Genomic DNA, 25,217 nt, shown 5'->3' on the forward strand with positions numbered 1-25,217 from the left:
TGCCTTCGTGCCGCGAGTGAGGCGTGGATGGCACGCCTTCGCGTGCCATGACGGGAGTGTGACGAAGGCGCAGCCGCGTCTTCGCCCAACGAGACAGCGCCCCTAAGAAACACCGCGCACCACCGGCACGTCGAGGTCCCGGATCTTCTTTCGCAGCGTATTGCGATTGAGCCCCAGCATCGCCGCCGCCTTGATTTGGTTGCCGCGCGTCGCCACCAAAGTGAGCTGGATCAGCGGCCGCTCCACCTCGGCAATCACCCGGTCGTAGATATCATTGCCCATCTGCCCCGATTCATGCGCCGCGAGGAAACGCCGGATGTGCCGCTCCATCGCCGGCCCAAGCGCCTCAGGCGAGGCGACGCTTCCCTCCTCGGGTGCCGCGGCGGCGCTCGCCAGATCGCGCGCGACCGCCTCTTCCTCGATACTCTCGCGCGGATGCAAAGCCGCAAGCCGGCGCATAAGGTTTTCGAGCTCCCGGATATTGCCCGGCCAGCGATGCGTCCGCAGCCGATCCAGCGCGGCCGGCTCCAGGGTCTTGGCCGGCAAGCCATCCGCCTTGGCGCGATCGAGGAAATGCCGCGCCAGCAAAGGAATGTCTTCGACCCGGTCGCGCAGCGGCGGCAGGCGGATGGGAACAACGTTCAGGCGATAGAACAAATCCTCGCGGAACAGCCCTTGCCGGATCGCCATGCGCAAGTCCCGATGCGTCGCGGCGATGATCCGCACATTGGCCCGCACCGACTGGCGGCCGCCGACCGGAGTGAACTCACCCTCCTGCAAGACGCGCAGCAAACGCGTCTGTGCCTCCTGCGGCATGTCGCCGATCTCGTCGAGGAACAGCGTGCCGCGATTGGCCTGCTCGAAGCGCCCTTGCGTGCGTGTCGTCGCACCGGTGAAGGCGCCGCGCTCATGCCCGAACAATTCGCTCTCGATGAGCTCGCGTGGAATCGCCGCCATGTTGATCGCGACAAATGGCTTCGTGCGACGATGGCCGTAATCATGCAGCGCCCGCGCCACCAACTCCTTGCCGGTGCCGGATTCGCCGCTGATCATGACGGTGAGGTCGGTGGTCGTAAGCCGCGCGACCGTCCGGTAAATCTCCTGCATCGACGGGCTGCGGCCGATGAGCGGCAAGCGGCCTTCCTCGTCGCGAGGTTCCACCGGCTCGGTCGGCTCGATGACCGGCTGCGGCGCCGCGAGCGCGCGGTCAACCACCGAGAGCAGCTCGCGCAGATCGAAGGGCTTCGGCAGGTATTCGTAGGCGCCCCGCTGCGTCGCCTTGACCGCCGTCGTCAGCGTCGATTGCGCGCTCATCACGATGACCCGCAGATCAGGGCGAAGCCGGCGAATGCGCGGAATGAGATCGAGCCCATTCTCGTCCGGCATAAGGACGTCAGTGATGACGAGGTCGCCTTCCCCATCTTCCACCCAGCGCCACAGCGTCGCGGCATTGCCAGTGGTCCGAACCTGATAGCCCGAACGGCCCAGCGCCTGGGTCAGAACCGTGCGGATCGACCGATCGTCGTCCGCCACCAGGACCGTGGGCATCATTCTCCGTCCTCGTCTGAAACCATCGGCAAGTGCAGGCGAAATTCGGTGCGGCCCGGCATGCTCTCGACCTCGATCAATCCGCCATGGTCGGCGATGATCTTGGCGACGAGCGAAAGTCCCAGTCCCTGGCCGGCGGGCCGCCCGCTGACGAAAGGCTCGAACAGATGCGCCTTGAGGTCATCGGAAATGCCGGGGCCGCTATCCCTGACAACGACCAGCAGCGGCAGATGCACGCGTGCCTCGCTCGCCGAAGTGCCGAGGCGGAGGCCATGCTGATAGCGCGTGATCAGCGTGATTTCGCCTGTTCCGCCGATATCCTGCAAAGCCTCGGCCGCGTTCTTCACCAGGTTGAGCAGCACCTGCACGAGCTGATCGCGGTTGCCCAGAACGGGCGGCAGGGAAGGATCGTAATTCTCGCTGAAGCGGATATCGGCGGCAAAACCCGTCGCCGCCACACGGCGCACATGTTCCAGCACGCGGTGGATATTGACCGGCGCCATCAGAATCGGCTTTTCGCCGAAATCCTCCATGCGATCGACCAGGGCACGAATGCGGTCGGCCTCGTCCCGGATGAGCACGGCGAGTTCGCGGTCGCTCTCGCCGACGCTCGCCTCCAGCAATTGCGCGGCACCGCGAATTCCGGAAAGCGGGTTCTTCACCTCATGCGCCAGAATTGTCGCCATGCCGGTGATGCTGCGCGCGGCGGTGCGCGCCGAAATTTGCCGATCGAGCGCGCGCGCCATGGTGCCATCCTGCAGCACGAGCACCACCGAACCGGGATCTTCCGTCAGCGCCGTGCCTTGAACACTGATGCCGGTCTTGCGCAGGCGCGGCCCCTCGAAGGAGAGTTCATGATCGGCGATGGAGGTCACGCCGGTCCGCAACTGGCCGATTAGCAGGAACAGCGGGCTATCGGCCGGCAACACGTCATGCAGCGACATCTGCGTCAGCTGGCCGAGCGAAATGCCCAAGAATTGCTCGGCGGCCTGATTGGCGTAGCGGAAGCGATCCTCGGCATCGAGCAGGATCAGCGGAACCGGCAGGGCGCCCAGCACGATCATCGGATCGAAGCCGGGCTCCTCGGCCGAGGGATGCCGCCTCACCACGGAAAGAACCGTCCGGCGGACGGCTCGGGTCACGCCGCTCATGCTGCCTCAGACAGCAGCACTGCCCTTTCGGCTACCGGCGTCGCGACACCGCGTTCGATCAGCGGATCGTAGAAGCGATCGATCATCTCGAGCACGGTCTCCACTTCCGGGGCTCGGTTCATGGCCTGGCGGAACTCGGCCGAACCCGGCAGGCCGCGCGAATACCAGGCGAGATGCTTACGGGCGATCCGCATTCCCGGCTGCGTCCCGAAATGCTGCTGCATCGCCTCGTAGTGCCGCAGCATGATTTCCTTGCGGGCCGCCAGCGTCGGCTCGGGGATCTTGCAGCCCGTGGTTAGATATTCCGCGACATGGGCGAGGAACCAAGGGCGGCCGTAGCAGCCGCGCCCGACCATCACGCCATCCGCGCCGGATAGGAGCAGCGCCTCGGCGGCATCCTCCTCGGTGATGATATCGCCATTGGCAATCACCGGGATGCTCACGGCCTCCTTCACTTGAGCGATGAAGGCCCAGTCGGCCTGACCGGTGTAGAATTGCTGGCGGGTCCGGCCATGCACCGTCAGCATCCGGATCCCGCATTCCTCGGCAATCTGGGCGAGGCGCGGGGCGTTGAGATTGGCGTGGTCCCAGCCCATCCGCATCTTGAGCGTCACCGGCACTTCGACCGCGCGCGCCGTCGCTTCGAGGATCGCGGCCGCACCCTTTTCGTCCCGCATCAAAGCCGAGCCCGCCATCTGGCCGACCGCCACCTTCTTCACCGGGCAGCCAAAGTTGATGTCTACGATATCGGCGCCGAGACCCACAGCGATACGCGCCGCCTCAGCCATGGCGCCCGGATCGCAGCCGGCGAGCTGCACGGAATTGGGGCCGCCGTCAGAAGCGACGCGGGCCATCCGCAAGGTCGCCTGATTCTCGCGCACCATCGCCCAGGAGGCGATCATCTCGGAGACCACCAAGCCGGCGCCCAGATCGCGCGCAAGCTGGCGGAAGGGGAGATCGGTGACGCCCGACATCGGCGCCAGGATGACGGGCATCTCGATCCGCGGATTGCCGGCGCCGCCCAGCGCGATCGGGCGGAGCCGCCCCAGCGGCGAGCCATTCCTAGGCATCCGCTCAGGCGCCGGTTCTAGTCTCTCGTGATTGCCCATAGTTTAGGCAGATACAGGATTAGCCGGTTGACGCGCAATCGCGCCGGACGGATTAGACCCCCGCAACCGAGATTAGGTCCCCATGCCCACCCCATTGCTCCCCGCCCTCCTGCCACGCGTCGGCACCGGGTTCGACGTCCATGCCCTCGCCGCCGGCCGCAAGCTCATCCTTTGTGGCATCGAAGTGCCGCATGATCTTGGATTAGCGGGACATTCGGATGCGGATGTCGGCATCCACGCGCTCTGCGACGCGATTTACGGGGCATTGGCGGAGGGCGATATCGGGCGCCATTTTCCACCCAGCGAGATGGACTGGAAGGATGCCGACAGCGCCCAGTTCCTCATCCACGCCGCGAGCCGCATCGCAGCGCGTGGAGGCATTCTCACGAACGCCGACGTCACGCTGATCTGCGAATCACCCAAGATCACCCCCCACGCCCCGGCCATGCGCGGCCGCCTCGCCGAGTTGCTCGGCGTTCCCCTCAGCCGCATCTCGGTCAAGGCGACGACCACTGAGAAGCTCGGCTTCACCGGCCGGCGCGAGGGCATCGCGGCACAGGCGGCGGTCGCCCTGCTGGTGCCCGAGGAAAGCTGACCGCGATGGCCGCCGAGGCCCCGTCGGTTCTGACGTCAGAACTGACGGCGATCCGCGACATCGACGGGCTACTGCGCGCCGGTCTCGCCACGCCTGAGGACCGCCCGGCGCTGGAGGCGGTGGGCGCCCGCTACGCCATCGGCATCCCTCCCGCCATGGCGGCGCTGATCGAGCACGCGGACGACCCGATCGGGCGCCAAGTGGTGCCGCATCCTGACGAACGCCTCCTCGCTCCGCATGAAAGTGCCGATCCGATCGCCGACGACGGCCTTTCGCCGGTGCCTGGCATCGTGCATCGCTACGCCGACCGCGTGCTGCTCAAGCCGCTGCTGATCTGCCCGGTCTATTGCCGCTTCTGTTTCCGCCGCGAGCATGTCGGCCCGGATGGCGGGTTGCTGTCAGAAGCCGAACTCTCGACCGCGATCGACTGGATCGCCGCGCGACCTGCCTTGCGCGAGGTCATCCTGACCGGCGGCGACCCCCTCATGCTCTCGCCACGACGCCTTCGCGACATCGTGACGCGGCTTTCGACGATCCCCCATGTCGAAACCATCCGGCTGCACTCCCGCCTGCCGGTCGCGATGCCCGAGCGCCTGACCGAGGCGCTGGCGGATGCAATGGAAACCGAGCGCTCCCTTTGGCTGGTGGTCCATGCCAACCACGCACGCGAATTCACCGACGCCGCGCGTGCCGCGCTCCGCCGGGCGCAGCGGCGCGGCATTCCGGTACTCGGCCAGTCGGTCCTGCTGCGCGGCGTCAATGACAGCGAGGCGGCGCTGGAGGGGCTGCTGCGGGCCATGATCGCCGCGCGGGTGAAGCCCTACTACCTGCACCAGCTCGACCCGGCGCCGGGCACCGCCCGCTTTCATGTCCCGATCGCGGAGGGGCAGACGCTGCTCGCGGGGCTGCGCGGGCGCGTGACGGGTCTCGCCTGGCCGACTTATGTGCTCGACATCCCCGGCGGCGCCGGCAAGGTGCCGATCGGTCCGAGCTATCTCGATGCGCAAGGCGGGGTGAACGATCCCTCCGGCAAGCGGCATGTCCTGCACGAACCCGCCATCCCCTAGCCTGCGTGCTTGCCGCCGGAGGCGCGGGCGGATAGAAACCCCGCCTTCCCAATTCTCCGATCGAGCAGACTCATGAAGCAGCAGGCGAACCTCATCCGCGCCGGCCAAGTGATCGAGCATGACGGGCGCCGCTGGACGGTGCTCAAGCAGCAGATCATCACACCGGGCAAAGGCGGCGCGTTCATCCAGGTTGAAATGCGCGATCTCAAAACCGGCAATAAGACCAACGAACGTTGGCGCACCGCCGACACGGTCGAGCGGCTGATGACCGACAACAAGGAATACACCTATTCCTATACCGACGGGGACAACCTCGTTCTGATGGATAATGAGACCTATGAGCAGGCGATGATTCCCGTGGCGCTGCTGGGTGACACCGCGGCGTTCCTGCAGGACAACATGCCTGTCGTCGTCGATCTGGTCGAAGGCGATCCGGTGGGTCTCCACCTGCCAGTTTCCGCAACGCTTGAAGTCGTCGAGGCCGATCCGGTGGTGAAGGGCCAGACGGCGACCAGTTCCTACAAGCCCGCGCGGCTTTCCAACGGCGTGAAGACCATGGTGCCGCCCTTCATCGAGACGGGGGAACGCATCGTCGTCCGCATCGAGGACGCGACCTATATGGAGCGAGCGAAGTCCTGACAGCGCGAGGGTCCTGACATGGCACCCCGTCTCTCCCCCAACCTCACGATCATGGCCAATGCCGCGCAGAAGGCGGCGAAGCGGCTATTGCGCGACTTCGCGGAGGTCGAGCAATTGCAGGTCAGCATCAAAGGCCCGTCCGACTTCGTGTCGCAGGCCGATGTGCGGGCGGAGAACTCGATCCGCGAGGATCTCAACAAGGCGCGTCCCGGCTATGCCTTCCTCATGGAGGAGTCCGGCGCCTCGGGCTCCGACAACTGGACTTGGCGCTGGGTGGTCGATCCGCTGGATGGCACCACCAACTTCCTGCACGGCATTCCGCATTGGGCGATCAGCATCGGGCTGGAGCGGCGTTTGCCGACCGGCGAGATCGAGCCCGCGGCGGCAGTGATCTATGCCCCGGCGGTGGACGAGATGTTCATGGCCGAGAAGGGCGCCGGCGCCTACATGAATGACCGCCGTCTGCGCGTTTCGGCGCGGCGCGATCTGTCGGAGGCGGTTTTCGCCACCGGCATTCCATTCGCCATCGCGCCGCCGCGCCAGCGGCTGGCCTTTGCCCGCACGCTCGGGCTGTTGTCGCCGCAGATCGCGGGCATCCGGCGTTTCGGCTCCGCCGCGCTCGATCTTGCCTGGGTCGCGGCCGGTCGCTTCGATGGCTATTGGGAGATCGGGATCAAGCCCTGGGACATCGCGGCCGGAACCCTGCTGGTGCGCGAGGCCGGCGGCTATGTGACCGATCCCGAAGGCCGCGAGACGGTGGGCGCGGACATCGTCTCCGGCAATCCGCATTTCCATCCGGTACTGCTCCAGGCCGTGGCGGAGGGGTTGGCCGCGGCCGGCAGCGCGCTAGGAAGTTGAGGCGCCACGCCTAGGCTCGCGCGGCGCTCCGGCGGCCGACACCTCCGCGGGTCGCCAAGAGCGTCGCCACCAGACCCAGCACCGCCGCGAAGCTCAGCCATAGGCCCGGCATCGCTCGGCTGCCTGTCGCGTGGATGAGCAAGGTGCAGATCGCCGGTGTAAATCCGCCGAACAAAGCCGTGGCGAGGCTATAGGCCAGCGAGAAGCCTGTGGTCCGTACGGCTTCGGGCATGACCTCGGTCAGGAAAGGCACCGCCGCGCCGTTGAAAGCGCCGAAGAGCAGCGAGAGCCACAACTCGGAGACCAGTAAATGGCCGACAGAAGGGTCGCGGGTCAGCCAGAGTAAAACTGGAAAGCCTGTTACCAATGAGGCGATCGTCGCGCCCAGTAGAACCGGCCGGCGGCCAATGCGGTCCGAGATCGCGCCCCAGACGGGCAGCCAAATGAAGTTCGAGACCGCCACGGCCAGCGTCACCAGCATCACATGAGTATTGCCGAGACCGAGAACCTTGCGGCCGAAGGTCGGGGTATAGGCGGTCAGCAGGTAGAAACTCACCGTCGTCATCGCGATCAGCATCATGCCGATCAGCACGATCGCCCAATGGCTCGCGATCGAGCGGAGGATGGCGCCGATGCTGGGATGGACACGCTCAGCGAAGGCTTGAGTTTCCTGCAGCGAACGGCGCAGGACGAAGAGGAACGGCACGATCGCGCAGCCGACGAGCAAAGGGATGCGCCAACCCCAGGCGGCCATTTGCTCCGGCGTGAGGATGAGGGTCAGGAAAACCCCGAGCAAAGCGGCGACAGCGACGGCCACCTGCTGGCTGCCGGATTGCCAGGCGCAGAAGAAGCCGCGACGGCCGGGCGGCGCGATCTCCGCCAGATAGACCGAGACGCCGCCAAGCTCGACCCCGGCCGAGAACCCCTGCACGAGGCGCCCGATCACCACCAGAATCGGCGCCGCGATGCCAATGCTGGCGTAGCCCGGTGTCAGCGCGATGACGATCAGCGCCACCGCCATCAGCCCGAGGGTCAGGATCAGGCCACGCCGCCGGCCGTAGCGGTCGATATAGGCGCCGAGCACCACCGCCCCCACCGGCCGCATGAGGAAGCCGGCGCCGAAGGTCGCCAGCGAGGCCATCAGCGAGGCAAAGGGATCACGCGAAGGGAAAAACGCCTGACCGATATAGGTGGCGTAATAGGCGTAGATCATGAAGTCGTACATTTCGAGGAAGTTGCCGCTGGTCACCCGCAAGATGGCGGGGAAGGCGCGCAATGCGCGCGGCCTGGACTCAGCGATAGGGGCGGTTCCCGATGCGGCGCTCGCCATGGCTCACTCCCTCGAGTTTCCTCAGTCTTTCCGCACAGGTGGAGAGAGTTGCCCATTCGCGCAACGGCCCCGCGCCGAGAGCAGCTTGGCGGCGCACTCGCCTCGCGCGTGAAACCCCTCCCACCGGAGCCGGAACTACCTTAGAAGCCGAATGATATGCGTCGGTTTTTCCCTCTCTTCTTGCCCGTGATCCTGGCGAGTGCCCCGCTGGGCGCCCAGGCGCAGGTGACGGTCGATCTCAACGCGCTCGACCGGCTAGGCGGAGGATTGCCCGTGCCGCCGGAGGCGAAACCGCACCACCTGCTTCCGCGTCACCGTCACCGTGCCGTGGCGCGCGGCGCCCCAAACCAAGGTCAGGCCGCGCCACCCGCAGCCGTCGCGACCGGGACCGGCACCGGAATCGGAAGCGGGAAGACGCCGCCCAACTCGGTCTCCACGCTGACTACCATCGCCACTGCACCGCCGCCTTTGCCAGCCCCGATGTCGGCGGTCCCGGCACAACCGAAGCCATGGACACCTCCGCCTTTGCCGGGACCGGAGCCTAAAGCGGCTGTCGTGCCGCCCGCGGCCAAGCCTACCCCGCCCGAAGTCAGCCCGCCCGAGCTTGCACTGCCTGGTGCCGCGCCCGCCTTGCCCGAACCTCGCCTCGCGACAGCCACTCCACCGCTGCCGGCCGCCTCTCCACCGGCGCCGGGGAAGCCGACGCCCGCGACGTCCGCGACGTCCGCAGAGGTCGGGCTGCCGCCCGGGTCCGACAAGCTGACGCTGCCGTTCCTTGTCCAGGATATCGACCTGCCGCCGGCCGAACAGGCCGCGTTGCGGGACTTCGCCCACAACCGGGCGAGCCGCCCCACCCAGTACGTCGTTAGCGCCTATGCCGCGGCAGCGCCCGGCGACGACGACCCATCGACGCCTCGCCGGCTCGCTTTGTCACGCGCCCAGGCGGTCCAGACCGCCTTGCTCGAAGCCGGAGTGCCCGGCGGACGTATCCGTCTGTTGGCGCTCGGCAATGCGGGCGGTTCGCCACCCAATCGGGTCGAGGTCGTGGCGAGCCCATCCGGGGCGCCCCGTCCTCAGCCATCTTCCGCCACTCACTGATCCGGTCCGACGCGCACATGACCCGCCCCACTACCTACTTCATCCGCATGCTGATCTTCCTGGGCGCGGTCGGCGTCGTCGCGATTTTCCTGATTCCCAAACTTCGCGTTTTCTTCAGCAGCAACCCCTATCTGAACGCCTTCATCTTTCTGGTGCTGCTGCTCGGCATTCTGTGGAACCTGCGGCAGGTGCTGCGGCTTGAGCCCGAGGTTTCCTGGGTCGGCCAATATCAGCGCAACCGGCAACGAATTTCCGGCATCACGCCGCCCAAACTGCTCGCACCTATGGCGCGCATGCTGGCGAGCCGGGCGGAGAGCGGCACCCGCGCGGATGGCCGCGTGACGCTTTCGACCCAGGCGATGCGCAGCCTGCTCGACGGCATCGGAAGCCGGCTGGATGAGAGCCGCGAACTCTCGCGCTACGCGACGGCGCTGATGATCTTCCTCGGCCTGCTCGGCACCTTTTGGGGTTTGCTGAAGACGGTCAGCGCGGTCGCCGATGTTATCCACGGCATGAGCGTGGGCGGCGGCGATATCAATGCGGTGTTCGACCAGCTCAAGAGCGGTCTGGCGGGGCCGCTGGCGGGCATGTCGACCGCCTTCTCCTCCTCGATGTTCGGGCTGGCCGGCGCGCTGGTGCTCGGCTTCCTCGATCTCCAGGCCGGGCAGGCGCAGAATCGGTTCTACAATGAGCTGGAAGATTGGCTCGCGAGCCTTACCCGGCTGTCCTCGGGCGTGCTCGGCGGCGAGGGCGAAGGCGGCAATGTGCCGCTCTATGTGCAGGCGCTGCTGGAGCAGACCGCCGAGAATATGGAGAGCTTGCAGGCCGTCTTGTCGCGTGGCGAGGAAGGCCGCGGGCAATCGACGCAAACTTTGGCGGCGCTGGCCGACCGGCTCAATACTTTCACCGATACGATGCGGGCTAACCAGCAACTTATGCTGCGGATCGCCGAGACCCAGGCGGGGTTGCTGCCGGCCTTGCAGCGGCTCGGCGAAAGTCGCGATCACCGCGCCTCCGACGAAGTGGCGCACGCCCATCTGCGGAATATCGAACACGGCTTGCAGCGGTTGATCGCCGAGACCGAGCAAGGCCGGTTGCAGAGCACGGCCGAGCTGCGCAATGAGCTACGCGTCCTCACCCGCACTATCGCGGCCTTGGCCGAAGGGGGCCGCTGAGCATGCCCGGTTATCATCGCCGGCGGCAAAGCAATGGGCTGGATGCCTGGCCCGGCTATGTCGATGCGCTGTCGACCCTGCTCATGGTCACGATCTTCGTGCTGCTGGTCTTCGTGCTGGCGCAGGGGCTGCTATCGGTGACGCTCACCAGCAAGGACAAGGCGCTGGCGAAGCTCAACCAGGAGATCGCGCAGCTCACCGACATGCTGTCGCTGGAACAGGGGCGCACCTCCGATCTGCGTTCCAATGTGGCGAGCCTTGCCCATGACCTCAATGCGGTGACGGCGGCGCGTGACACGCTGGCGCAGCAGCTATCTGCGGCGGAGGCGACGGCCAATAGCGATGCGACAAAACTCTCCGCGCTGACCGCGACGCGTGACAAGCTGCAGGCTCAGCTTGCCGATAGCGGTGTGCAGGCGACCTCGGCTAGTGCGCGGCTCGCGGATCTGCAGTCGGCCTTGACGCAGGCGACGGCGGCCACCGCTGCGGCGCAGGTGCAGCTGCAGCAGAACCAGGTGGATCTCGCGCGACAGAAGGCGGTGACGGCGGCAGGCAGCACGGCGCTCGATCAGCAGAAGGATCTCACCGCTTCGGCACAGGCGGAGATCGAGCTGCTGCGTCAGCAGATGGCGCAGTTGCGCGATCAGCTCGCGGCGATTTCGGTGGCGCTGCAGTTGCAGGTGAGCCAGGGGCGGGACAAGGACGCGCAGATCGCGGATCTTGGGCGCAAGCTGAACCTCGCGCTGGCCGCCAAGGTGCAGGAGTTGCAGCGCTACCGTAGTGATTTCTTCGGCAAGCTGCGTGATGTGCTGAAGAACCAGCCGGATATCCGCATCGTCGGCGATCGCTTCGTGTTCCAGAGTGACGTGCTGTTCCCGGTCAATAGCGCGGACATGACGGGCGGCGGCCAGGCGCAAATCGACAAGATCGCCGCCGCCATTCGTGGCATCGCAAAAGAGATTCCGCCGGATCTGTCGTGGATGTTGCGTGTCGATGGCCATGCGGATAGCCAGCCGATTACCAGCGGGCCGTATAAGGACAACTGGCAGCTTTCGGCCGCGCGAGCGATTTCCGTGGTGCAATTGCTGATCCTCGATGGTGTGCCGCCCAATCACCTCGCGGCGACAGCCTTCGCGGATACTCAGCCGCTCGATACGGGCAAGACGCCGGATGCTTTCGCGCGCAACAGGCGCATCGAGTTCCGGCTTACGGATCGCTGAGGGCGTGGATGCTATTGCACCGGCGCCGGGCCGCGTCATTCGCGTTGGCCGCCAGAGCATCATCGCGGATGACTGTCTTGCGGCATTGGCACGGCTGGAGCCCGAGAGCTTCGATGTCTGCGTGACTTCACCGCCGTATAATATCGGCATTGCTTATCGGTCCTACCGAGACCGTTTGCCGCGTGAGGTTTATCTCGCGTGGCTGGGCGAGGTTGGTGCCGCCATTGCTAAGGTGCTTGCGCCGGCGGGCTCGTTTTTCCTCAACCTGGGCAGCACGGGGACGGATCCGTGGATCGCGGCGGATGTGGCGCGTGCGATGGGCGCGGGCTTCCTGCTGCAGAACCAAATACTCTGGGTGAAGTCCTTCAGCGAGGGCGACGAGACGATCGGTCATTTCAAGCCGATCAACAGCGCGCGTTACCTCAACCAGAATCACGAGGCGATCTACCACTTCACCAAAACGGGCGCGGTGCCGATCGACCGGCTGGCGGTGGGGGTGCCGTTCAAGGACAAGTCCAATATCGCGCGCTGGGGTCACGCTCGGGATAAGCGTTGCGCGGGCAATGTCTGGTTCATTCCCTACGAGACCGTGCAATCCAAGACGCAGAAGTTTGGCCATCCGGCGGGATTTCCGGTGGAGTTGCCCTTGCGCTGCATCAAGCTGCATGGCGTTGAGACGCCTCGGGTGCTCGATCCGTTCCTCGGCGCGGGAACCACCCTCCTCGCGGCGGAGCGGCTTGGCGCGGAGGGTGTCGGGATCGAGATCGACGAGGGTTATGTGGCGGCGGCGGTGGCGCGTATCGAGGCGGATCGATTGGTGGCTGGTTAAGCCGGCCGGATCGTAAGCCCTACCGCACGTAGACGCGAACCGCTGGCGGCACATTGCTCACGGTGACCACCGCGCCCAGGCGGATGCGGTCGGTGGAGACCCCGTCACGAGCAATTGCCTCGGCCACTGCCGTAGCGTCCGGCGTTATTCCGTCGGCAGCGTCGGCCTGATGGGTCGGAGTGCCATTAGGCGGGACGGCCGCAAGCACGTCGAAAGCAACATCGGGCTTGCGGGCCTCGGCGGCCTGCACGGCCTGGGCCAAAGGCCCCTTGTAGTCGGCAGCCGAAACCGGTGTCTCGATCGTCACTAACGGCACGCGGCCAGACTGGCCCTCCGTCTGTTCGACGGTGACGAGGGACGGTGGGTAGGATGTGGGCGACGCCACCTCGCGGCCGGGAATCGCGCAAGCCGCGAGACCGAGCGCGCCCAGGAACGCGCAGCCGCCAGCAATCAGTCTCATACCAAATCCATCTGCGTGAAGGTGTGCAGTCCGATCTGGCGCGGGGTCGCCAGCCGCGCGGCCCGCAGGATCGCGCGCACATCGCGCACCGCATCGTTGAAGTCGGAATTGACGAGGACATGGTCGAATTCGGTGAAATGGGCGATCTCGCCGCGTGCCGCCGCCATGCGGCGTGCGATCTCCTCCGGACTGTCCTGCCCCCTGCGTCTTAGCCGCTCCTCTAGCACCTGCATCGAGGGCGGCAGAAGGAAGACCCCCACCACATCGGCCGGCATCGCCGCGCGCATCTGTCGGAAGCCCTGCCAGTCGATCGTAAAGATCATGTCCCTGCCCGCCGCCAGCGCCGCCTCGACCGGGGCGCGCGGCGTGCCATAGAGCGTCTCGCGCCCGAAGACATTCGCCCATTCCAGCAGGCCGCCATTGGCCTGCAACGCCTGGAACTCGGCCGCCGAGCGGAAATAATAGTGCTTGCCCTCTTCCTCGCCGGGCCGGGGCGCACGGGTCGTCAGGCTGATGGAGAGCAGCAACTCGCGCTCCTCGGCCAGCAGGGCGCGGGTGATGCTGCTTTTTCCGGCGCCGGACGGCGCGGCGAGGACGAGGCAGAGGCCCCGGCGTTCGATACGAGGGGCGATCATGTCGTCATCGCACAGGGTTGCGGTAGCAGCACTGAAGAAGGTTCGGATCGCTCCATGTTGCACCTTGTATTGCGAATCGGCGCCGTGTGAAGACCATCACGCCTAAGCTAGTATGGATCCCATGCCCCTCCAGCGCATCCTCATCACCGGCGCCTCCTCGGGCATCGGCCGGGCTCTCGCCGTGCTGCTCGCTCAACCTGGAACGACTCTCTATCTCGGTGGTCGGGATCACGAGCGGCTGAGAGCGACGGCGGCGGGGTGCCGCATCCGCGGCGCCGAGGTCGCGACTCGCGCACTTTCCGTGACCGATCGCATGGGCATGGCGAACTGGATTTACGCCTCGGGACCGCTCGACCTCGTCATCGCCAATGCCGGCATTTCGGGCGGCACCGGCGAGGGCGGCGAGGAGAGCGGAGAGCAGACGCGGGCGATTTTCGAGACCAACCTGGATGGCGTTCTCAATACCGTGCTGCCGACGATTGGGCTCATGATGTCCCAGTCGCCGGGCGCCGGTGGCGTGCGTGGTCGCATTGCGGTCGTCGCCTCGGTCGCCGCTTTCCTGCCGGGACCTATGGCGCCGGCCTATTGCGCATCGAAGGCGGCGGTCGATTCCTGGGTGGTGGGAACCGCGCCGACGGCGAAGCGGCACGGCATTCTGCTCACCAGCCTCTGCCCCGGCTTCGTTGCTTCGCCGATGACCGAGGTGAACAAGTTTCCCATGCCCGGCATCATGAGCGCCGAGAAGGCCGCGATCCGTATGATGCGAGCGATCGAGCGCGGCGCGGTGCGAGGCGCCTTCCCCGGCTGGGTCGCCTGGGGTGCCAGGCTAGCGGCGCTTCTGCCGCCCGCAATGCGGACCACCCTCCTCGACCGCTTTCCGGCTAAGCAGGGTCTAGACTGACGACCTCATTCCGCCAGGAACGCGTGCCATGAACGCTCCGCCCATTGCTTATATCTTCTCCGTGATCTGCCTCGTCGTTGCGGCTCTCCTGGTGGAGCTTAGCCACGAGGCTGTCTTTGCGGTCGCCCTGGCCGTGATCCTGGTGATCGCGGCCATCACGATTCCGGCCTGGCTCAAGATGACGGATCAGTGGAACCGGGCGGTGATCCTCCGGCTCGGGCGGTATCGCGGGCTTGGCGGACCGGGGCTTTTCTATGTGATCCCGTTCCTGGAAACCATCGCGACCGTGATCGACCTGCGGATCCGCACCACCGAGATCAGGGCCGAAGAGGCGCTGACCCGCGACACCGTGGCGATCGCCATGGATGCCATCGTTTTCTGGCGGGTGGTCGACCCTCGGCAGGCGGCGACCGAGATCGAGAACTACCGGCTCGCGGTGGAGCGCGTGGCGCAGACCAGCCTGCGCGAGACGATCGGAAGCCACGATCTGTCGCAACTTTTGTCCGACCGGCAGACGGCGGATGAGGAGCTGCGCGCCACGATCAGCCGCAAGACGACAATCTGGGGCGTCGAAATCACCTCGGTCGAGATCAAGGACATCGCGATTCCCAATTCTCTGCAGGATGCGATGAGCCGCCAGGCTCAGGCGGAGCGTGAGAAGCAGGCGCGAGAGACGCTGGCTTCGGCCGAGATCGGCATCGCGCTGAAGGTGAAGGCGGCGGCGCAGGTCTATGCGGATGACCCGATCGCGCTGAAGTTGCGGCAGATGAACCTGATCTACGAGATGAACAAGGATCGCGGCACGACGATCATCATCCCAAGCGAGATGGCGAGCGCCTTCGGCGTCGTCTCTGCGGTGGCCGCCGCGTCGCTGGGCGTGATCCCGGAGGACAAAAAGGCGCCGTAGGCCGGGCTGTGGTTGCGGCTCCCGCAGGCCATACTCAGCGCAGACCGTCTCTTGTCGCGGCCGCCTCTGTCCCTCAAAAAGGCGTGGATGCACGGCTTTCGCCGCGCGTGACGGGGCAGTAGCGCCGCCCTTGCCGCGCACGCGCTTGCCGGCAAACAGAAACGGCCGAGGGGGACGAGAATGTCTGAGCCAATCAAGTTTTTTGGGCGGACCGAGCCGCTGCGCTACGAAGGCAAAGACAGCACCAACCCCCTCGCCTTCCGCTGGTACGACAAGGACCGCGTCGTGCTGGGGCGGCGCATGGAGGAGCATCTGCGCTTCGCCGTTGCCTATTGGCATAGCCTGGCCTGGCCCGGCGGCGATCCCTTCGGCGGCGAGACTTTCCTGCGGCCTTGGATGCTCGCGGGCGACGTAATGACCCAGGCAAAGCTCAAAGCCGAGGTCGGTTTCGAGCTGTTCCGCCTGCTGGACGTGCCGTTCTTCTGCTTCCATGACCGGGACGTGGCGCCCGAAGGCCACAGCCTCGCCGAGAGCAACCGCAACCTCGATGTGATCGCCGACCTTTTCGAGAAGAAGATGGAGACCGCGAAGGTGCGCGTGCTGTGGGGCACCGCGAACCTGTTCTCTCACCGCCGCTATATGGCCGGCGGCGCGACCAATCCCGACCCCGAAGTCTTCGCCTATGCCGCCGCGCAGGTGAAGCATGCGCTGGAAACCACGCACCGACTCGACGGCGAGAATTACGTGCTGTGGGGCGGACGCGAGGGCTACGAGACTCTGCTCAACACCGACCTCAGCCGCGAGATCGCACAGTACGGCCGCTTTCTCACGATGGTCGTCGAGCACAAGCACAAGATCGGCTTCAAGGGCACGATCCTGCTCGAGCCGAAGCCGCAGGAACCGACGAAGCATCAATATGACTTCGACGTTGCCACGGTCTACGGTTTCCTCAAGCGCTTCGGGCTGGAAAACGAGGTACGGGTCAATATCGAGGACAACCACGCGACGCTCGCGGGGCATACGTATGAGCATGAGATCGCGACTGCGATCGCGCTCGGGATCTTTGGTTCGCTGGATGTCAATCGGGGCGACCGGCAGTCGGGCTGGGATACGGATCAGTTCCCCAATGATCCGACGACGATGGCGCTTGGCCTGTTCCATTTACTGCGCGCGGGCGGCTTCACCACGGGCGGGTGCAACTTCGATGCGAAGATCCGGCGGCAATCGCTCGACCCCGATGATTTGCTCTACGCCCATGCTGGAGGCATGGATCTTTGCGCGCGGGCATTGCTGATGGCAGCGGCGATGATTGAGGATGGTGTGCTGCCGAAGGCCGTGGAGACTCGATACGCCGGATGGGAGGGTGCCGAGGGGCGCGCCATGCTGGATGGCTCGCGCAGCCTGGAGGAGATCGCGGCACGGGTGGCGAAGGAGGGCCTCGATCCTAAGCCCCGGTCGGGACAGCAGGAGTATTTGGAGAATCTGGTCGGACGGTATTTGTAGGGTTTGTCGGTCTCCGTGTTGATCTATCGGGCGATTCGTCATGCTCGGCGAAGGCCGAGCATCCACGCCTTCACCGCCGCAGCCACAAGCAAGGCACGGATCCTTGGCCTTCGCCGAGGATGACGAGGAAGCGAGCCTGACGTTGCAGAAGAGCACGACGCTGGGGCCGAGCCCGGCGTTGGAGGCGAGCCTCACGTTGGAGACGGGAACGGCGGTTCCTTCGCCTGCAGGCTAAGCCGAAGTCTCGACCAGGACGATCTCGGTTTCCTCCAGCGCCGCGAGGTGCAGAGAGGTTTCGTCCTCGATCGCGGCGCCGTCGCGTGCCGCAACGCTGACGCCGTTGACCTCGACCAGGCCGGTCGCGGGGACGAGGTAGACCAGCCGCCCCTCCGCCACCGGATAGTCGGCGGACATGCCGGCTTTCAGCGTGATGCCGATGACGCGGGCGTCGCTGCGGATGGGTAGCGCGTCGGTGTCCTCGGAGAAGCCGCTTGCCAGGACAGTGAAGGTTCCGGCGCGGTCCTGTTTGGGGAAAGCGCGGCTGCCCCAGGAGGGTGCGCCGCCCTCCGTATCAGGCGTGATCCAGATTTGGAAGATCGAGGTGGCGCTCGGTTCCAGATTGTATTCGGCGTGGCGCAGGCCGATCCCCGCGCTCATCACCTGAACATCTCCGGCCTCGGTGCGACCTTTGTTGCCCAGGCTGTCGCCATGGGTGATGGCGCCATCACGGACATAGGTGATGATTTCCATATTCGCGTGAGGATGCGCCGGGAATCCCGCACCAGCCGCGATCTCGTCGTCGTTCCAGACACGGAGCTTGCCCCAGTTGGGGCGCTCGGGATCCTGGTAATCGGCGAAAGCAAAGTGGTGGCGGGTTTTGAGCCATCCATGATGGCCGCCACCGAGGCTACGATAGGGACGCAGGCTGATCATGAGACCCTCCCCCCCTAGAGAGGAGCCGATCATCGCGAGGTCAGGCCGGCAACGCAACATAAAGGGGAGACGTGCTGGCAAGAAGGTGAGTGGCTCTCAGGGCTTGGCCGGGTTGACGATGCGGCCGCCCAACAAGGGGTTTGGCACGCCGGTTGTCGTCGGCAGGCTGAGTGGCAGGCCGCGCGTCACGCGGGCGGCGAGGAAGCCGAAACATTGTGCCTCCAGCGCGTCACCATGCCAGCCCACAGCTTCGACGGGTTCGACCGGAACGCCGAGCGCGTCGCGGAGCGCGTGCATCATCGTCGGATTGTGTCGTCCGCCGCCGGTGACCAGCCATCTTTGGGGGGCCTGGGGCAGCGCGGTGCGGGCGACGGCGCCGGCGGTGAAGGCGACCAATGTCGCCGCGCCGTCCGCCGGGGAAAGTGCCGCGATGTCGTCAAGGCAAGCGTGGAAATGCAGGCGGTCGAGCGATTTTGGCAAAGCGCGGACGAGATACGGGTCTTGCAGCCAGCGCCGGAGCACGGCGGCGTCGGCTTTCCCCTTCGCGGCGAGGCGGCCATCCTCGTCCCGGCTCGCGCCCGTGTGGCGCGTTACCCAATCGTCGAGCAAAGCGTTTCCTGGCCCGGTGTCGCCCGCGAAGACGCCGCCATCGGCGCTAAGGAAGGTGACGTTGGCAACGCCGCCGACATTTAGAACCGCGAGAGGCTTAGCCAGGTTCTGCGCGAGGGCCGCGTGGAACAGAGGGGCGAAGGGCGCACCCTCCCCGCCTGCCGCAACATCCGCTTCGCGGAAAGCATAGGCGACCGGCGTGTCCAGAGCGTCGGCGAGATAGGCCGCGTCGCCGATCTGCCAGGTTCGCCGACGACCCGGGTCGTGCAGGATGGTCTGGCCGTGGAAGCCGATGAGATCGGCCTCGGCCGCCAGGGCGCGCACGGCTTCGACGTGGGTTTCGGTCAGCCGCCGAGTGACCGCGAGTAGATGCGGGTCCTCCGGGGCCAGTCCGGGGGCGTCATCCAGAATGCGGCGGAGGTCGTCTCTTAGGCTGGGGTCGTAGGGGACGGTTATGCTCGGGCCGAGGGCGTCGACCGCCTCGCCATCCGTCTCTAGCCAGGCGGCATCGACGCCGTCTAGCGAGGTGCCGCTCATCAGCCCGATCACCCGCAACATTTCCGTTTCATCCCTCCCGTGATAGCCAGCGGCGCAGTTTAGCCACGGATCGCAGGCGATGACGACGAAGAGCGGGTTTCTGGCGGAGGCGCATGCGCGCGGCTTCGTATTTCAATGCACGGATGAAGCGGAGCTGGACGCGGCGCTCTCGGCCGGGACGGTGGCGGGCTATATCGGCTTCGATCCGACCGGTGACAGCCTGCATGTCGGGCATATGGTGCAGATCATGCTGCTGCGGCTGTTGCAGAAGCACGGACATAAGCCGGTAGCACTTCTGGGTGGCGGCACGGCGAAGATCGGTGATCCCTCCTTCCGCGAGGAAGCGCGGCAACTGCTGACCGACGCGCAGATCGCGGAGAATATCGCCGGCATCCGCCGCAATATCGCGCCCTTCCTGCGTTTCGGCGACGGGCCTTCGGATGCCATCATGGCGAATAATGCCGATTGGCTCGACAAGCTTGGCTATATCGAGCTGCTGCGTGAGATCGGGCCGCATTTCAGCATCAGCCGCATGCTGTCCTTCGACAGCGTGAAGTCCCGGCTGGATCGCGAGCAGGGGCTCACGTTCCTCGAATTCAACTATTCCATATTGCAGAGCTATGATTTTCGCGAACTCAGCCGCCGGCTTGGGGTTGCGTTGCAGATGGGCGGCTCGGATCAGTGGGGCAATATCGTTTCGGGCGTCGATCTGGTGCGGCGCACCGATGGGCGGCAGGTTTTCGGGCTGACGGCACCGCTGATCACCACCGCGTCGGGCGCTAAGATGGGCAAGACGGCGAAGGGTGCTGTCTGGCTGACAGCGGAGCGGCTGTCGCCCTTCGATTACTGGCAGTTCTGGCGCAATACGGAGGACGCCGATGTCGGCCGCTTCCTGCGGCTATTTACTGACGTGCCGCTGGAGGAGATCGCGCGCCTGGAGGTGCTTGGCGGCGCCGAGATCAACGAGGCGAAGAAGCGGCTGGCGACTGAGGCGACGACCCTCGCGCACGGCGCCGAAGCCGCCGCGGCGTCGGCCGAGACCGCGCGTCTCGCCTTCGAGGAGGGCGCGGCGGCCGAGAATCTGCCGAGCGTGACCTTGCCGGAGGCGGAACTTGCGGCGGGGGTCCCGGCCTTCGCGCTTTTCGTTTCGGCGGGTCTCGCCGCAAGCAACGGGGAGGCGCGCCGGCTCATTCGCGGCGGCGGCGCCCGGCTGAACGATGTGGCGATCAGCGATGAGGGGCTGGTGATCTCGGCGGCGGATCTGCGGGATGGCGCGCTGAAGTTGTCGGCGGGCCGGAAGCAACATCGGTTGGTTCGCGTCGGCGACTGAGGCGAGACGATTTTTTTCCGGAGCGACGCGCGTTGCTGTGTGAGATGGGTCTCGTTGCCGCCTTAGCTTCTGGCCAGTTTGTAAATGGTGGCAAGATTTTAGAAGTAGGTAACTGGTGGGCCTTCTGAAGCGTTTGTCGGGTATGCTGGGTACTGAACGACGTAGCGATCAGCAATGAAAGGCCGGTGTCTCGCGGCCGATCTGCGCGATGGCGCGCTAAAGCTACTGGCGGGCCGGAAGCAGCATCGGCTGGTGCGGGTCGGTTACTGAGGCGGTGCGATTTAGCCGGAACGACCCGAGCGACTGTTGAGTGGAAGGGGTCTCGCTACTGCCCTCGAGTCGGTTTTTGTCGGTGGCGGCTTTGTGGGGGCCAAGGTGGTGGTGGCGGTTGGTACGGCCGGGGTTGGCTTAGCTGGGTCTGGCTCGGGTTTCGTCGATATCGACGACACTTTTTCTTTGTCCACGAGCGCGCGAATGAAATAGGTGAAAGCGTCAGCATTGACTTTCGCCAAATGTTTTTCGGGCGTTCTACCCTTTCTGAAGCGGATTTCTTGCGCCAAGTGAAGAAATGGATAGTCGATATAGCCTGACGTGGCCTGTTCGTCGTCTTGCCCCAAGCTGCGGACATCTGTCGTATTCGCTTCGCGATGTGAGACTTCATGCAGCACCGCTGCCTCCATCCCAGGAGACTTTTTGAAACCTTCGCGGCTGAGATGCACTTCTCCCTTCGCTATTGGCAGCCCTTCCATTTGGCTTAACCATATCTTTCCATTGGGTCTTTTGGAAACCGGCCCGACGTTAACGTAGCCAATGAGACCCTCGGACAAATAGTCCGATAGCTTGATGCGGATCGGCTTGTGCAACGCCTTTCTGACTTGCGTCAGCATCTTTAGGAGATCGCCTTTTTCTTTTGGCGTAGGCCCTTCTGGCGCGAAGAGGAAGCAGGCAGCCCCCAGTTCGTTGAGCCGCTTGTCCCAGGGACCGGATACCATGGCGATCGTCGTGTCCACATCAATGGAAATCTCGTTGAGGAAGTGCTGTGCGGTTTCCTCCTCCTCAGTGGTAATGCGGCGGGTTCCGAGCTGGTGCACCAGCGTGAGTTCGTTGCCGTTAGCGAGCGGTACAGGTCTATGTTCGAGCCAGACTTTTCCGATGGTCCGCTGAGCACGCTTAATAAGCGATTTCTTTGCCTCAACGGTTTTCGCCTCCGTCCCCTGGTAATCGGACGGATGGCAGCAAAACTCGGGGGATGGTGAAGCGACTTCGCACCTGTCGGACGTCATGGACGGATGGGAGCCGGCGGCACTCGGGAGCTGTGTCAAGGCGGCACCACAATTGAAAGACCTCCACTTTAGTCGGGGATTCTTTAATCTTTGTGAAAAATGCCCCGTCAGCGTGAATGAGTTGTTCTTGTTTTGTTCCAATCCACCTCATCGTCAGTTAGAAGACGTTCTGCCGACCAACACCGGGTTTCGCGATGGCCTATATCGAGCTTCAACTCACCACGAACTACTCCTTCCTGCGCGGCGCGAGCCATGTGGAGGAGTTGATCGCGACGGCCCAGCTGATGGGCTACGAGGCAATCGCGGTCACCGATCGCAACACCGTGGCGGGCATGGCCCGCGCCTCTCAGAGAGCGGAAGAGGCCGGGCTGCGGCTGGTGCCGGGCTGCCGGCTGGTGCTGGAGGATGCGCCGTCCCTGCTCGTCTACCCGACGGATCGGGCGGCCTGGTCCAATCTCTGTCGGCTGCTAACTTTAGGGAAACGGCGCGCGCATAAGCACGGGCTGCCCGCCGGGTCGTGCCTGCTGCACTGGGCGGATGTGGCGGCTCATGCGCGCGGGCTGATCGCCGCCATGCTGGGGGATGAACCGGACGACGCCTTGCCCGGCCACCTCACCCGCCTGCGTGATACGTTTCCCGACCGCGCCTATCTCGCCTTCAGCCTGCGCCGGCGCCCCGGCGATGCCGTGCGGCGGCACAACCTCGCCATGCTCGCCCAGTCCGCGCGGGTGCCGCTACTGGCGACCGGCGATGTGCTGTATCACGAGCCCGAGCGGCGCATCCTGCAGGACATCGTGACCTGCATCCGCGAGCACACGAAGATCGATGATGTCGGCTTCCGGCGCGAACGCTTCGCCGACCGTCACCTCGTGCCGCCCAAGGAAATGGCGCGGCTTTTCGCCGACTACCCCGAGGCCATCGCCAATACCGAGATCATCGCGAAGCGCTGCAAATTCGCGCTGAAGGATATCGAATACCAATATCCGGATGAAAGCGAGCGGCCGAATGAAACGGCACAAGACATGCTCGAAAGATTGGTCTGGGAGGAAGGCGTTGCCTTTCGCTATCCGAATGAGCTGCCGGAGAACGTCGCCGCTCAGCTACGGCACGAATTGACGCTTATCGCCGAAATGAAATACGCGCCGTATTTCCTCACGGTGCATTCCATCGTGAGGTTTGCCCGATCAAAGGGCATCCTTTGCCAAGGCCGCGGTTCGGCGGCGAATTCCGCTGTGTGTTACGTGCTTGGCATTACCGAGATCGATCCGGTTCTCTCGGGCCTGCTGTTCGAGCGCTTCGTTTCCGCCAACCGCAATGAGCCGCCGGATATCGATGTCGATTTCGAGCATGAGCAGCGCGAGATCGTCATCCAATGGGTCTACAGCCACTATGGCCGCGGCCATGCCGCGTTGTGCGCGACCGTCATGCGCTTTCGGTCGCGCGGCGCGGTGCGGGATGTCGGCAAGGTGCTCGGCTTGTCGGAGGATGTGACGGGAGCGCTGGCGGCGCAGGTTTGGGGCTGGTCACGCGATGGGGTTGAGCGCGAACATGCGGAGGCGCTCAATCTCAACCTCGAGGACCGGCGGCTGCGGATGACGCTGGATCTCGCCCGCCTGCTGATCGGTTTTCCGCGCCAGCTTGGCACACATCCCGGCGGTTTCGTGCTGACCCGCGACCGGCTGGACGATCTCGTGCCGGTTGGGCCGGCGGCGATGGAGAATCGCCAGGTCATCGAATGGGACAAGGACGATATCGACCATTTGAAATTCATGAAGGTCGATGTTCTCGGGCTTGGCATGCTCGGCTGCATGCGCCGCGCCTTCGACTTGATGGAAACGCATAAGAATTTGTCGCTCACAATGGATACGATACCGAAGGAGGACAAACCGACCTTCGCGATGATCCAGAAGGCCGATACGCTCGGCACTTTCCAGATCGAGAGCCGGGCGCAGATGTCGATGCTGCCGCGACTCAAGCCGGCGAAGTTTTATGATCTCGTCATCCAGGTCGCGATTGTCCGGCCGGGACCGATCCAAGGCGATATGGTGCATCCCTATCTGCGGCGACGGGAAGGGCGGGAGAAACCGGACTATCCGACACCGGAATTGAAACGGGTGCTGGCGAAAACGCTCGGCGTGCCGCTGTTCCAGGAACAGGCTATGCAGGTCGCGATCCATTGCGCGGGCTTTTCGCCGAGCGAAGCAGACCAGCTCCGACGATCGATGGCGACCTTCAAGGTGACAGGCGGGGTAAGCCAGTTCCGCGAGAAGTTTCTCAAGGGCATGGCAGACAATGGTCACAATGCCACCTTCGCGGAAAATACCTTCCGGCAGATCGAGGGATTCGGCTCGTACGGTTTTCCCGAGAGCCATGCCGCGAGTTTCGCGATCATTGCCTATGCGAGCAGTTGGGTGAAGTGTCATCACCCCGACGTCTTCTGCTGCGCTTTGCTCAATAGCCAGCCTATGGGTTTTTATGCGCCTGCGCAGGTGGTGCGGGATGCGGCGGCGCATGGCGTCGAGATCCGGCCTGTGTCGATCAATGCCTCGCGCTGGGATTGCACTTTGGAGGGGAACACCGGGTCTCCGCACGCGGTCCGGCTCGGGCTGCGCATGGCCAAAGGGCTCGGCAATGAGGATGGCGCCAAAATCGTGGTGCAGCGGGCGGACCGTCCCTTCGCCACGGTGGAGGAGACTTGGCGGCGCTGCGGCGTGCCCGTCGCGGCGCTGGAGCGGCTGGCCGAGGCGGATGCCTTCTCGCCGATCGGCCTCGATCGGCGGCAGGCGCTTTGGGCGATCCGTGGTTTGGCCGATAGCGCCTTGCCGCTTTGGGCCGCCGCTGATGCGGGCGCCCTGCCTCAGGCCGAGGTGGCGGAGCCTGGGGTTTCCCTGACAGTGATGAGCGAGGCGCGGGAGGTGGTGGAGGATTACCGCAGCGTGAGCCTCACGCTGCGCCGCCATCCGGTGGCGTTTCTGCGCCCGGCCCTGAAGGCACGCGGCGTGGTACCCTGCGGCGATCTCCCTTCCGCGCGAGACGGACGATGGGGACGATTCGCCGGCCTCGTGCTGGTGCGGCAGAAGCCCGGTTCTGCCAACGGCGTGATGTTCATTACCATCGAGGACGAGACGGGGATCGGCAATGTCGTGATCTGGCCCTCGGTCTTCGACGCCAACCGGCCGCTGATCATCTCCGCCCGCATGCTGGAGGTGCGTGGCCGGATCCAGCGAGAGGGGTTGGTGGTGCATATCGTGGCGGCGACGGTTGGAGATCTTTCGCCGATGCTGGCGTCGCTAGGCCGGGGCGAGGAGGATTTTCCCCTGCCCCATGGCCGTGGCGACGAGGTCAAACGCGGCAGTGCGCCGGACCCTCGGGAGGGCAAACCCGGCATCAAGGTGCCGACGCGGGACTTCCGCTGACAGGCGGTCCGGCGGGTTCTCAGGCCGCCCAGGTTGTCTTGAAGGCCTGGGGCGGCGTAGTTTCCAGCCCGATTTCAGGTAGGA

22 protein-coding genes and 1 pseudogene are annotated in these 25,217 nt (G+C 65.1%); 14 read left to right on the plus strand and 9 right to left on the minus strand.

All coding sequences use genetic code 11. The features are described from left to right. Window positions 1-102 precede the first annotated feature (102 nt). From ntrC to dusB, 3 genes are read right to left on the minus strand one after another with little or no spacing between them, the layout of a single operon-like run. The gene (ntrC, locus tag GSQ92_RS04740) at window positions 103-1,551 is read right to left on the minus strand and encodes a nitrogen regulation protein NR(I) (protein ID WP_158802267.1); all 1,449 of its coding nucleotides are present in this window, start codon (window positions 1,549-1,551) and stop codon (window positions 103-105) included. After that, window positions 1,548-2,699 (minus strand): ATP-binding protein, encoded by a 1,152-nt coding sequence (locus GSQ92_RS04745; RefSeq protein WP_158802268.1) that lies wholly within the window; start codon window positions 2,697-2,699, stop codon window positions 1,548-1,550. Before GSQ92_RS04745 ends, ntrC begins: the two co-directional genes overlap by 4 nt. After that, window positions 2,696-3,769, minus strand: coding sequence for a tRNA dihydrouridine synthase DusB (gene dusB / locus GSQ92_RS04750; RefSeq protein WP_158802269.1), 1,074 nt, complete (start codon window positions 3,767-3,769; stop codon window positions 2,696-2,698). The genes GSQ92_RS04745 and dusB overlap by 4 nt, the downstream gene beginning before the upstream one ends. A 142-nt stretch (window positions 3,770-3,911) precedes the next feature. On the opposite strand from dusB, the pseudogene ispF reads away from it, so the two are divergent. From ispF to GSQ92_RS04770, 4 genes and pseudogenes are all read left to right on the plus strand, one after another. Continuing rightward, window positions 3,912-4,403 (plus strand): annotated as a pseudogene (gene ispF, locus GSQ92_RS04755) (2-C-methyl-D-erythritol 2,4-cyclodiphosphate synthase); the annotation flags it as partial. Window positions 4,404-4,408: 5 nt separating this feature from the next. Then, window positions 4,409-5,470, plus strand: coding sequence for a lysine-2,3-aminomutase-like protein (locus GSQ92_RS04760; protein ID WP_158802271.1), 1,062 nt, complete (start codon window positions 4,409-4,411; stop codon window positions 5,468-5,470). Between the two features lie 72 nt (window positions 5,471-5,542). Further along, window positions 5,543-6,109: an elongation factor P gene (gene efp, locus GSQ92_RS04765; protein WP_158802272.1), complete on the plus strand. Its 567-nt coding sequence runs from the start codon at window positions 5,543-5,545 to the stop codon at window positions 6,107-6,109. 18 nt (window positions 6,110-6,127) lie between these two features. After that, on the plus strand, window positions 6,128-6,967 hold the full coding sequence (locus tag GSQ92_RS04770; RefSeq protein ID WP_158802273.1) for an inositol monophosphatase family protein: 840 nt from the start codon (window positions 6,128-6,130) through the stop codon (window positions 6,965-6,967). 10 nt (window positions 6,968-6,977) lie between these two features. Here GSQ92_RS04770 and GSQ92_RS04775 read toward each other — a convergent pair whose 3' ends face one another. Next, window positions 6,978-8,297, minus strand: a complete 1,320-nt coding sequence (locus GSQ92_RS04775) for an MFS transporter (protein WP_158802274.1) — start codon at window positions 8,295-8,297, stop codon at window positions 6,978-6,980. 156 nt (window positions 8,298-8,453) lie between these two features. Between GSQ92_RS04775 and GSQ92_RS04780 the strand changes: the two genes are divergently transcribed. Genes GSQ92_RS04780 through GSQ92_RS04795 form a run of 4 tightly spaced genes read left to right on the plus strand, consistent with a single transcriptional unit; the run spans window position 8,454 to window position 12,619 of the window. Continuing rightward, a complete protein-coding gene (locus tag GSQ92_RS04780) occupies window positions 8,454-9,395 on the plus strand; it encodes an OmpA family protein (protein WP_158802275.1) in 942 nt (313 codons plus the stop codon). A gap of 17 nt (window positions 9,396-9,412) precedes the next feature. After that, the gene (locus GSQ92_RS04785) at window positions 9,413-10,570 is read left to right on the plus strand and encodes a flagellar motor protein MotA (RefSeq protein ID WP_158802276.1); all 1,158 of its coding nucleotides are present in this window, start codon (window positions 9,413-9,415) and stop codon (window positions 10,568-10,570) included. A gap of 2 nt (window positions 10,571-10,572) precedes the next feature. Continuing rightward, window positions 10,573-11,790 carry a peptidoglycan -binding protein gene (locus GSQ92_RS04790; RefSeq protein ID WP_158802277.1) on the plus strand — a complete coding sequence of 406 codons (1,218 nt, stop codon included), beginning with the start codon at window positions 10,573-10,575 and terminating at the stop codon, window positions 11,788-11,790. Continuing rightward, entirely contained in the window at window positions 11,741-12,619 is an 879-nt protein-coding gene (locus GSQ92_RS04795) for a site-specific DNA-methyltransferase (protein WP_158802278.1), read from the plus strand. Before GSQ92_RS04790 ends, GSQ92_RS04795 begins: the two co-directional genes overlap by 50 nt. Before the next feature lie 19 nt (window positions 12,620-12,638). Here GSQ92_RS04795 and GSQ92_RS04800 read toward each other — a convergent pair whose 3' ends face one another. Next, entirely contained in the window at window positions 12,639-13,079 is a 441-nt protein-coding gene (locus GSQ92_RS04800; RefSeq protein WP_158802279.1) for a hypothetical protein, read from the minus strand. Then, entirely contained in the window at window positions 13,076-13,714 is a 639-nt protein-coding gene (gene gmk, locus GSQ92_RS04805) for a guanylate kinase (RefSeq protein WP_158802280.1), read from the minus strand. Before gmk ends, GSQ92_RS04800 begins: the two co-directional genes overlap by 4 nt. Before the next feature lie 121 nt (window positions 13,715-13,835). On the opposite strand from gmk, the gene GSQ92_RS04810 reads away from it, so the two are divergent. From GSQ92_RS04810 to GSQ92_RS31380, 4 genes are all read left to right on the plus strand, one after another. Continuing rightward, complete coding sequence (locus tag GSQ92_RS04810) at window positions 13,836-14,615, plus strand: SDR family oxidoreductase (protein WP_254065555.1); 780 nt, start codon at window positions 13,836-13,838, stop codon at window positions 14,613-14,615. A 28-nt stretch (window positions 14,616-14,643) separates the two neighbouring features. Further along, window positions 14,644-15,522, plus strand: a complete 879-nt coding sequence (locus GSQ92_RS04815) for a slipin family protein (RefSeq protein ID WP_158802282.1) — start codon at window positions 14,644-14,646, stop codon at window positions 15,520-15,522. Window positions 15,523-15,702: 180 nt separating this feature from the next. Beyond that, complete coding sequence (gene xylA / locus GSQ92_RS04820; RefSeq protein ID WP_158802283.1) at window positions 15,703-17,025, plus strand: xylose isomerase; 1,323 nt, start codon at window positions 15,703-15,705, stop codon at window positions 17,023-17,025. A gap of 103 nt (window positions 17,026-17,128) precedes the next feature. Then, window positions 17,129-17,260: a hypothetical protein gene (locus tag GSQ92_RS31380; RefSeq protein ID WP_256367073.1), complete on the plus strand. Its 132-nt coding sequence runs from the start codon at window positions 17,129-17,131 to the stop codon at window positions 17,258-17,260. Here the strand turns inward: GSQ92_RS31380 and GSQ92_RS04825 are convergent. After that, window positions 17,257-17,958 carry a pirin family protein gene (locus GSQ92_RS04825; RefSeq protein ID WP_158802284.1) on the minus strand — a complete coding sequence of 234 codons (702 nt, stop codon included), beginning with the start codon at window positions 17,956-17,958 and terminating at the stop codon, window positions 17,257-17,259. The genes GSQ92_RS31380 and GSQ92_RS04825 overlap by 4 nt on opposite strands. 96 nt (window positions 17,959-18,054) lie before the next feature. Beyond that, window positions 18,055-19,122 (minus strand): anhydro-N-acetylmuramic acid kinase, encoded by a 1,068-nt coding sequence (locus tag GSQ92_RS04830; RefSeq protein ID WP_174246641.1) that lies wholly within the window; start codon window positions 19,120-19,122, stop codon window positions 18,055-18,057. Window positions 19,123-19,183: 61 nt separating this feature from the next. Here GSQ92_RS04830 and tyrS point away from each other — a divergent pair, with 61 nt between their 5' ends. Beyond that, window positions 19,184-20,434 carry a tyrosine--tRNA ligase gene (gene tyrS, locus GSQ92_RS04835; RefSeq protein WP_158802286.1) on the plus strand — a complete coding sequence of 417 codons (1,251 nt, stop codon included), beginning with the start codon at window positions 19,184-19,186 and terminating at the stop codon, window positions 20,432-20,434. Window positions 20,435-20,715: 281 nt separating this feature from the next. On the opposite strand, the gene GSQ92_RS04840 is transcribed toward tyrS, so the two are convergent. Further along, a complete protein-coding gene (locus tag GSQ92_RS04840) occupies window positions 20,716-21,717 on the minus strand; it encodes a hypothetical protein (RefSeq protein WP_159013095.1) in 1,002 nt (333 codons plus the stop codon). 194 nt (window positions 21,718-21,911) lie between these two features. Between GSQ92_RS04840 and GSQ92_RS04845 the strand changes: the two genes are divergently transcribed. After that, window positions 21,912-25,133 (plus strand): error-prone DNA polymerase, encoded by a 3,222-nt coding sequence (locus GSQ92_RS04845; protein WP_158802288.1) that lies wholly within the window; start codon window positions 21,912-21,914, stop codon window positions 25,131-25,133. Window positions 25,134-25,217: the final 84 nt, after the last annotated feature.

Origin of the sequence: Acidisoma sp. S159 (genome assembly GCF_009766125.1) — a bacterium.
Classification (GTDB): Bacteria; Pseudomonadota; Alphaproteobacteria; order Acetobacterales; family Acetobacteraceae; genus Acidisoma.

Excerpts from the sequence above, each read along its gene's own strand:
- ntrC (WP_158802267.1), bottom strand. The coding sequence starts at position 1,551 with ATGATGCCCACGGTCCTGGTGGCGGACGACGATCGGTCGATCCGCACG.
- GSQ92_RS04745 (WP_158802268.1), bottom strand. The coding sequence starts at position 2,699 with ATGAGCGGCGTGACCCGAGCCGTCCGCCGGACGGTTCTTTCCGTGGTG.
- dusB (WP_158802269.1), bottom strand. The coding sequence starts at position 3,769 with ATGCCTAGGAATGGCTCGCCGCTGGGGCGGCTCCGCCCGATCGCGCTG.
- GSQ92_RS04760 (WP_158802271.1), top strand. The coding sequence starts at position 4,409 with ATGGCCGCCGAGGCCCCGTCGGTTCTGACGTCAGAACTGACGGCGATC.
- efp (WP_158802272.1), top strand. The coding sequence starts at position 5,543 with ATGAAGCAGCAGGCGAACCTCATCCGCGCCGGCCAAGTGATCGAGCAT.
- GSQ92_RS04770 (WP_158802273.1), top strand. The coding sequence starts at position 6,128 with ATGGCACCCCGTCTCTCCCCCAACCTCACGATCATGGCCAATGCCGCG.
- GSQ92_RS04775 (WP_158802274.1), bottom strand. The coding sequence starts at position 8,297 with ATGGCGAGCGCCGCATCGGGAACCGCCCCTATCGCTGAGTCCAGGCCG.
- GSQ92_RS04780 (WP_158802275.1), top strand. The coding sequence starts at position 8,454 with ATGCGTCGGTTTTTCCCTCTCTTCTTGCCCGTGATCCTGGCGAGTGCC.
- GSQ92_RS04785 (WP_158802276.1), top strand. The coding sequence starts at position 9,413 with ATGACCCGCCCCACTACCTACTTCATCCGCATGCTGATCTTCCTGGGC.
- GSQ92_RS04790 (WP_158802277.1), top strand. The coding sequence starts at position 10,573 with ATGCCCGGTTATCATCGCCGGCGGCAAAGCAATGGGCTGGATGCCTGG.
- GSQ92_RS04795 (WP_158802278.1), top strand. The coding sequence starts at position 11,741 with ATGCTTTCGCGCGCAACAGGCGCATCGAGTTCCGGCTTACGGATCGCT.
- GSQ92_RS04800 (WP_158802279.1), bottom strand. The coding sequence starts at position 13,079 with ATGAGACTGATTGCTGGCGGCTGCGCGTTCCTGGGCGCGCTCGGTCTC.
- gmk (WP_158802280.1), bottom strand. The coding sequence starts at position 13,714 with ATGATCGCCCCTCGTATCGAACGCCGGGGCCTCTGCCTCGTCCTCGCC.
- GSQ92_RS04810 (WP_254065555.1), top strand. The coding sequence starts at position 13,836 with ATGCCCCTCCAGCGCATCCTCATCACCGGCGCCTCCTCGGGCATCGGC.
- GSQ92_RS04815 (WP_158802282.1), top strand. The coding sequence starts at position 14,644 with ATGAACGCTCCGCCCATTGCTTATATCTTCTCCGTGATCTGCCTCGTC.
- xylA (WP_158802283.1), top strand. The coding sequence starts at position 15,703 with ATGTCTGAGCCAATCAAGTTTTTTGGGCGGACCGAGCCGCTGCGCTAC.
- GSQ92_RS04825 (WP_158802284.1), bottom strand. The coding sequence starts at position 17,958 with ATGATCAGCCTGCGTCCCTATCGTAGCCTCGGTGGCGGCCATCATGGA.
- tyrS (WP_158802286.1), top strand. The coding sequence starts at position 19,184 with ATGACGACGAAGAGCGGGTTTCTGGCGGAGGCGCATGCGCGCGGCTTC.
- GSQ92_RS04840 (WP_159013095.1), bottom strand. The coding sequence starts at position 21,717 with ATGACGTCCGACAGGTGCGAAGTCGCTTCACCATCCCCCGAGTTTTGC.
- GSQ92_RS04845 (WP_158802288.1), top strand. The coding sequence starts at position 21,912 with ATGGCCTATATCGAGCTTCAACTCACCACGAACTACTCCTTCCTGCGC.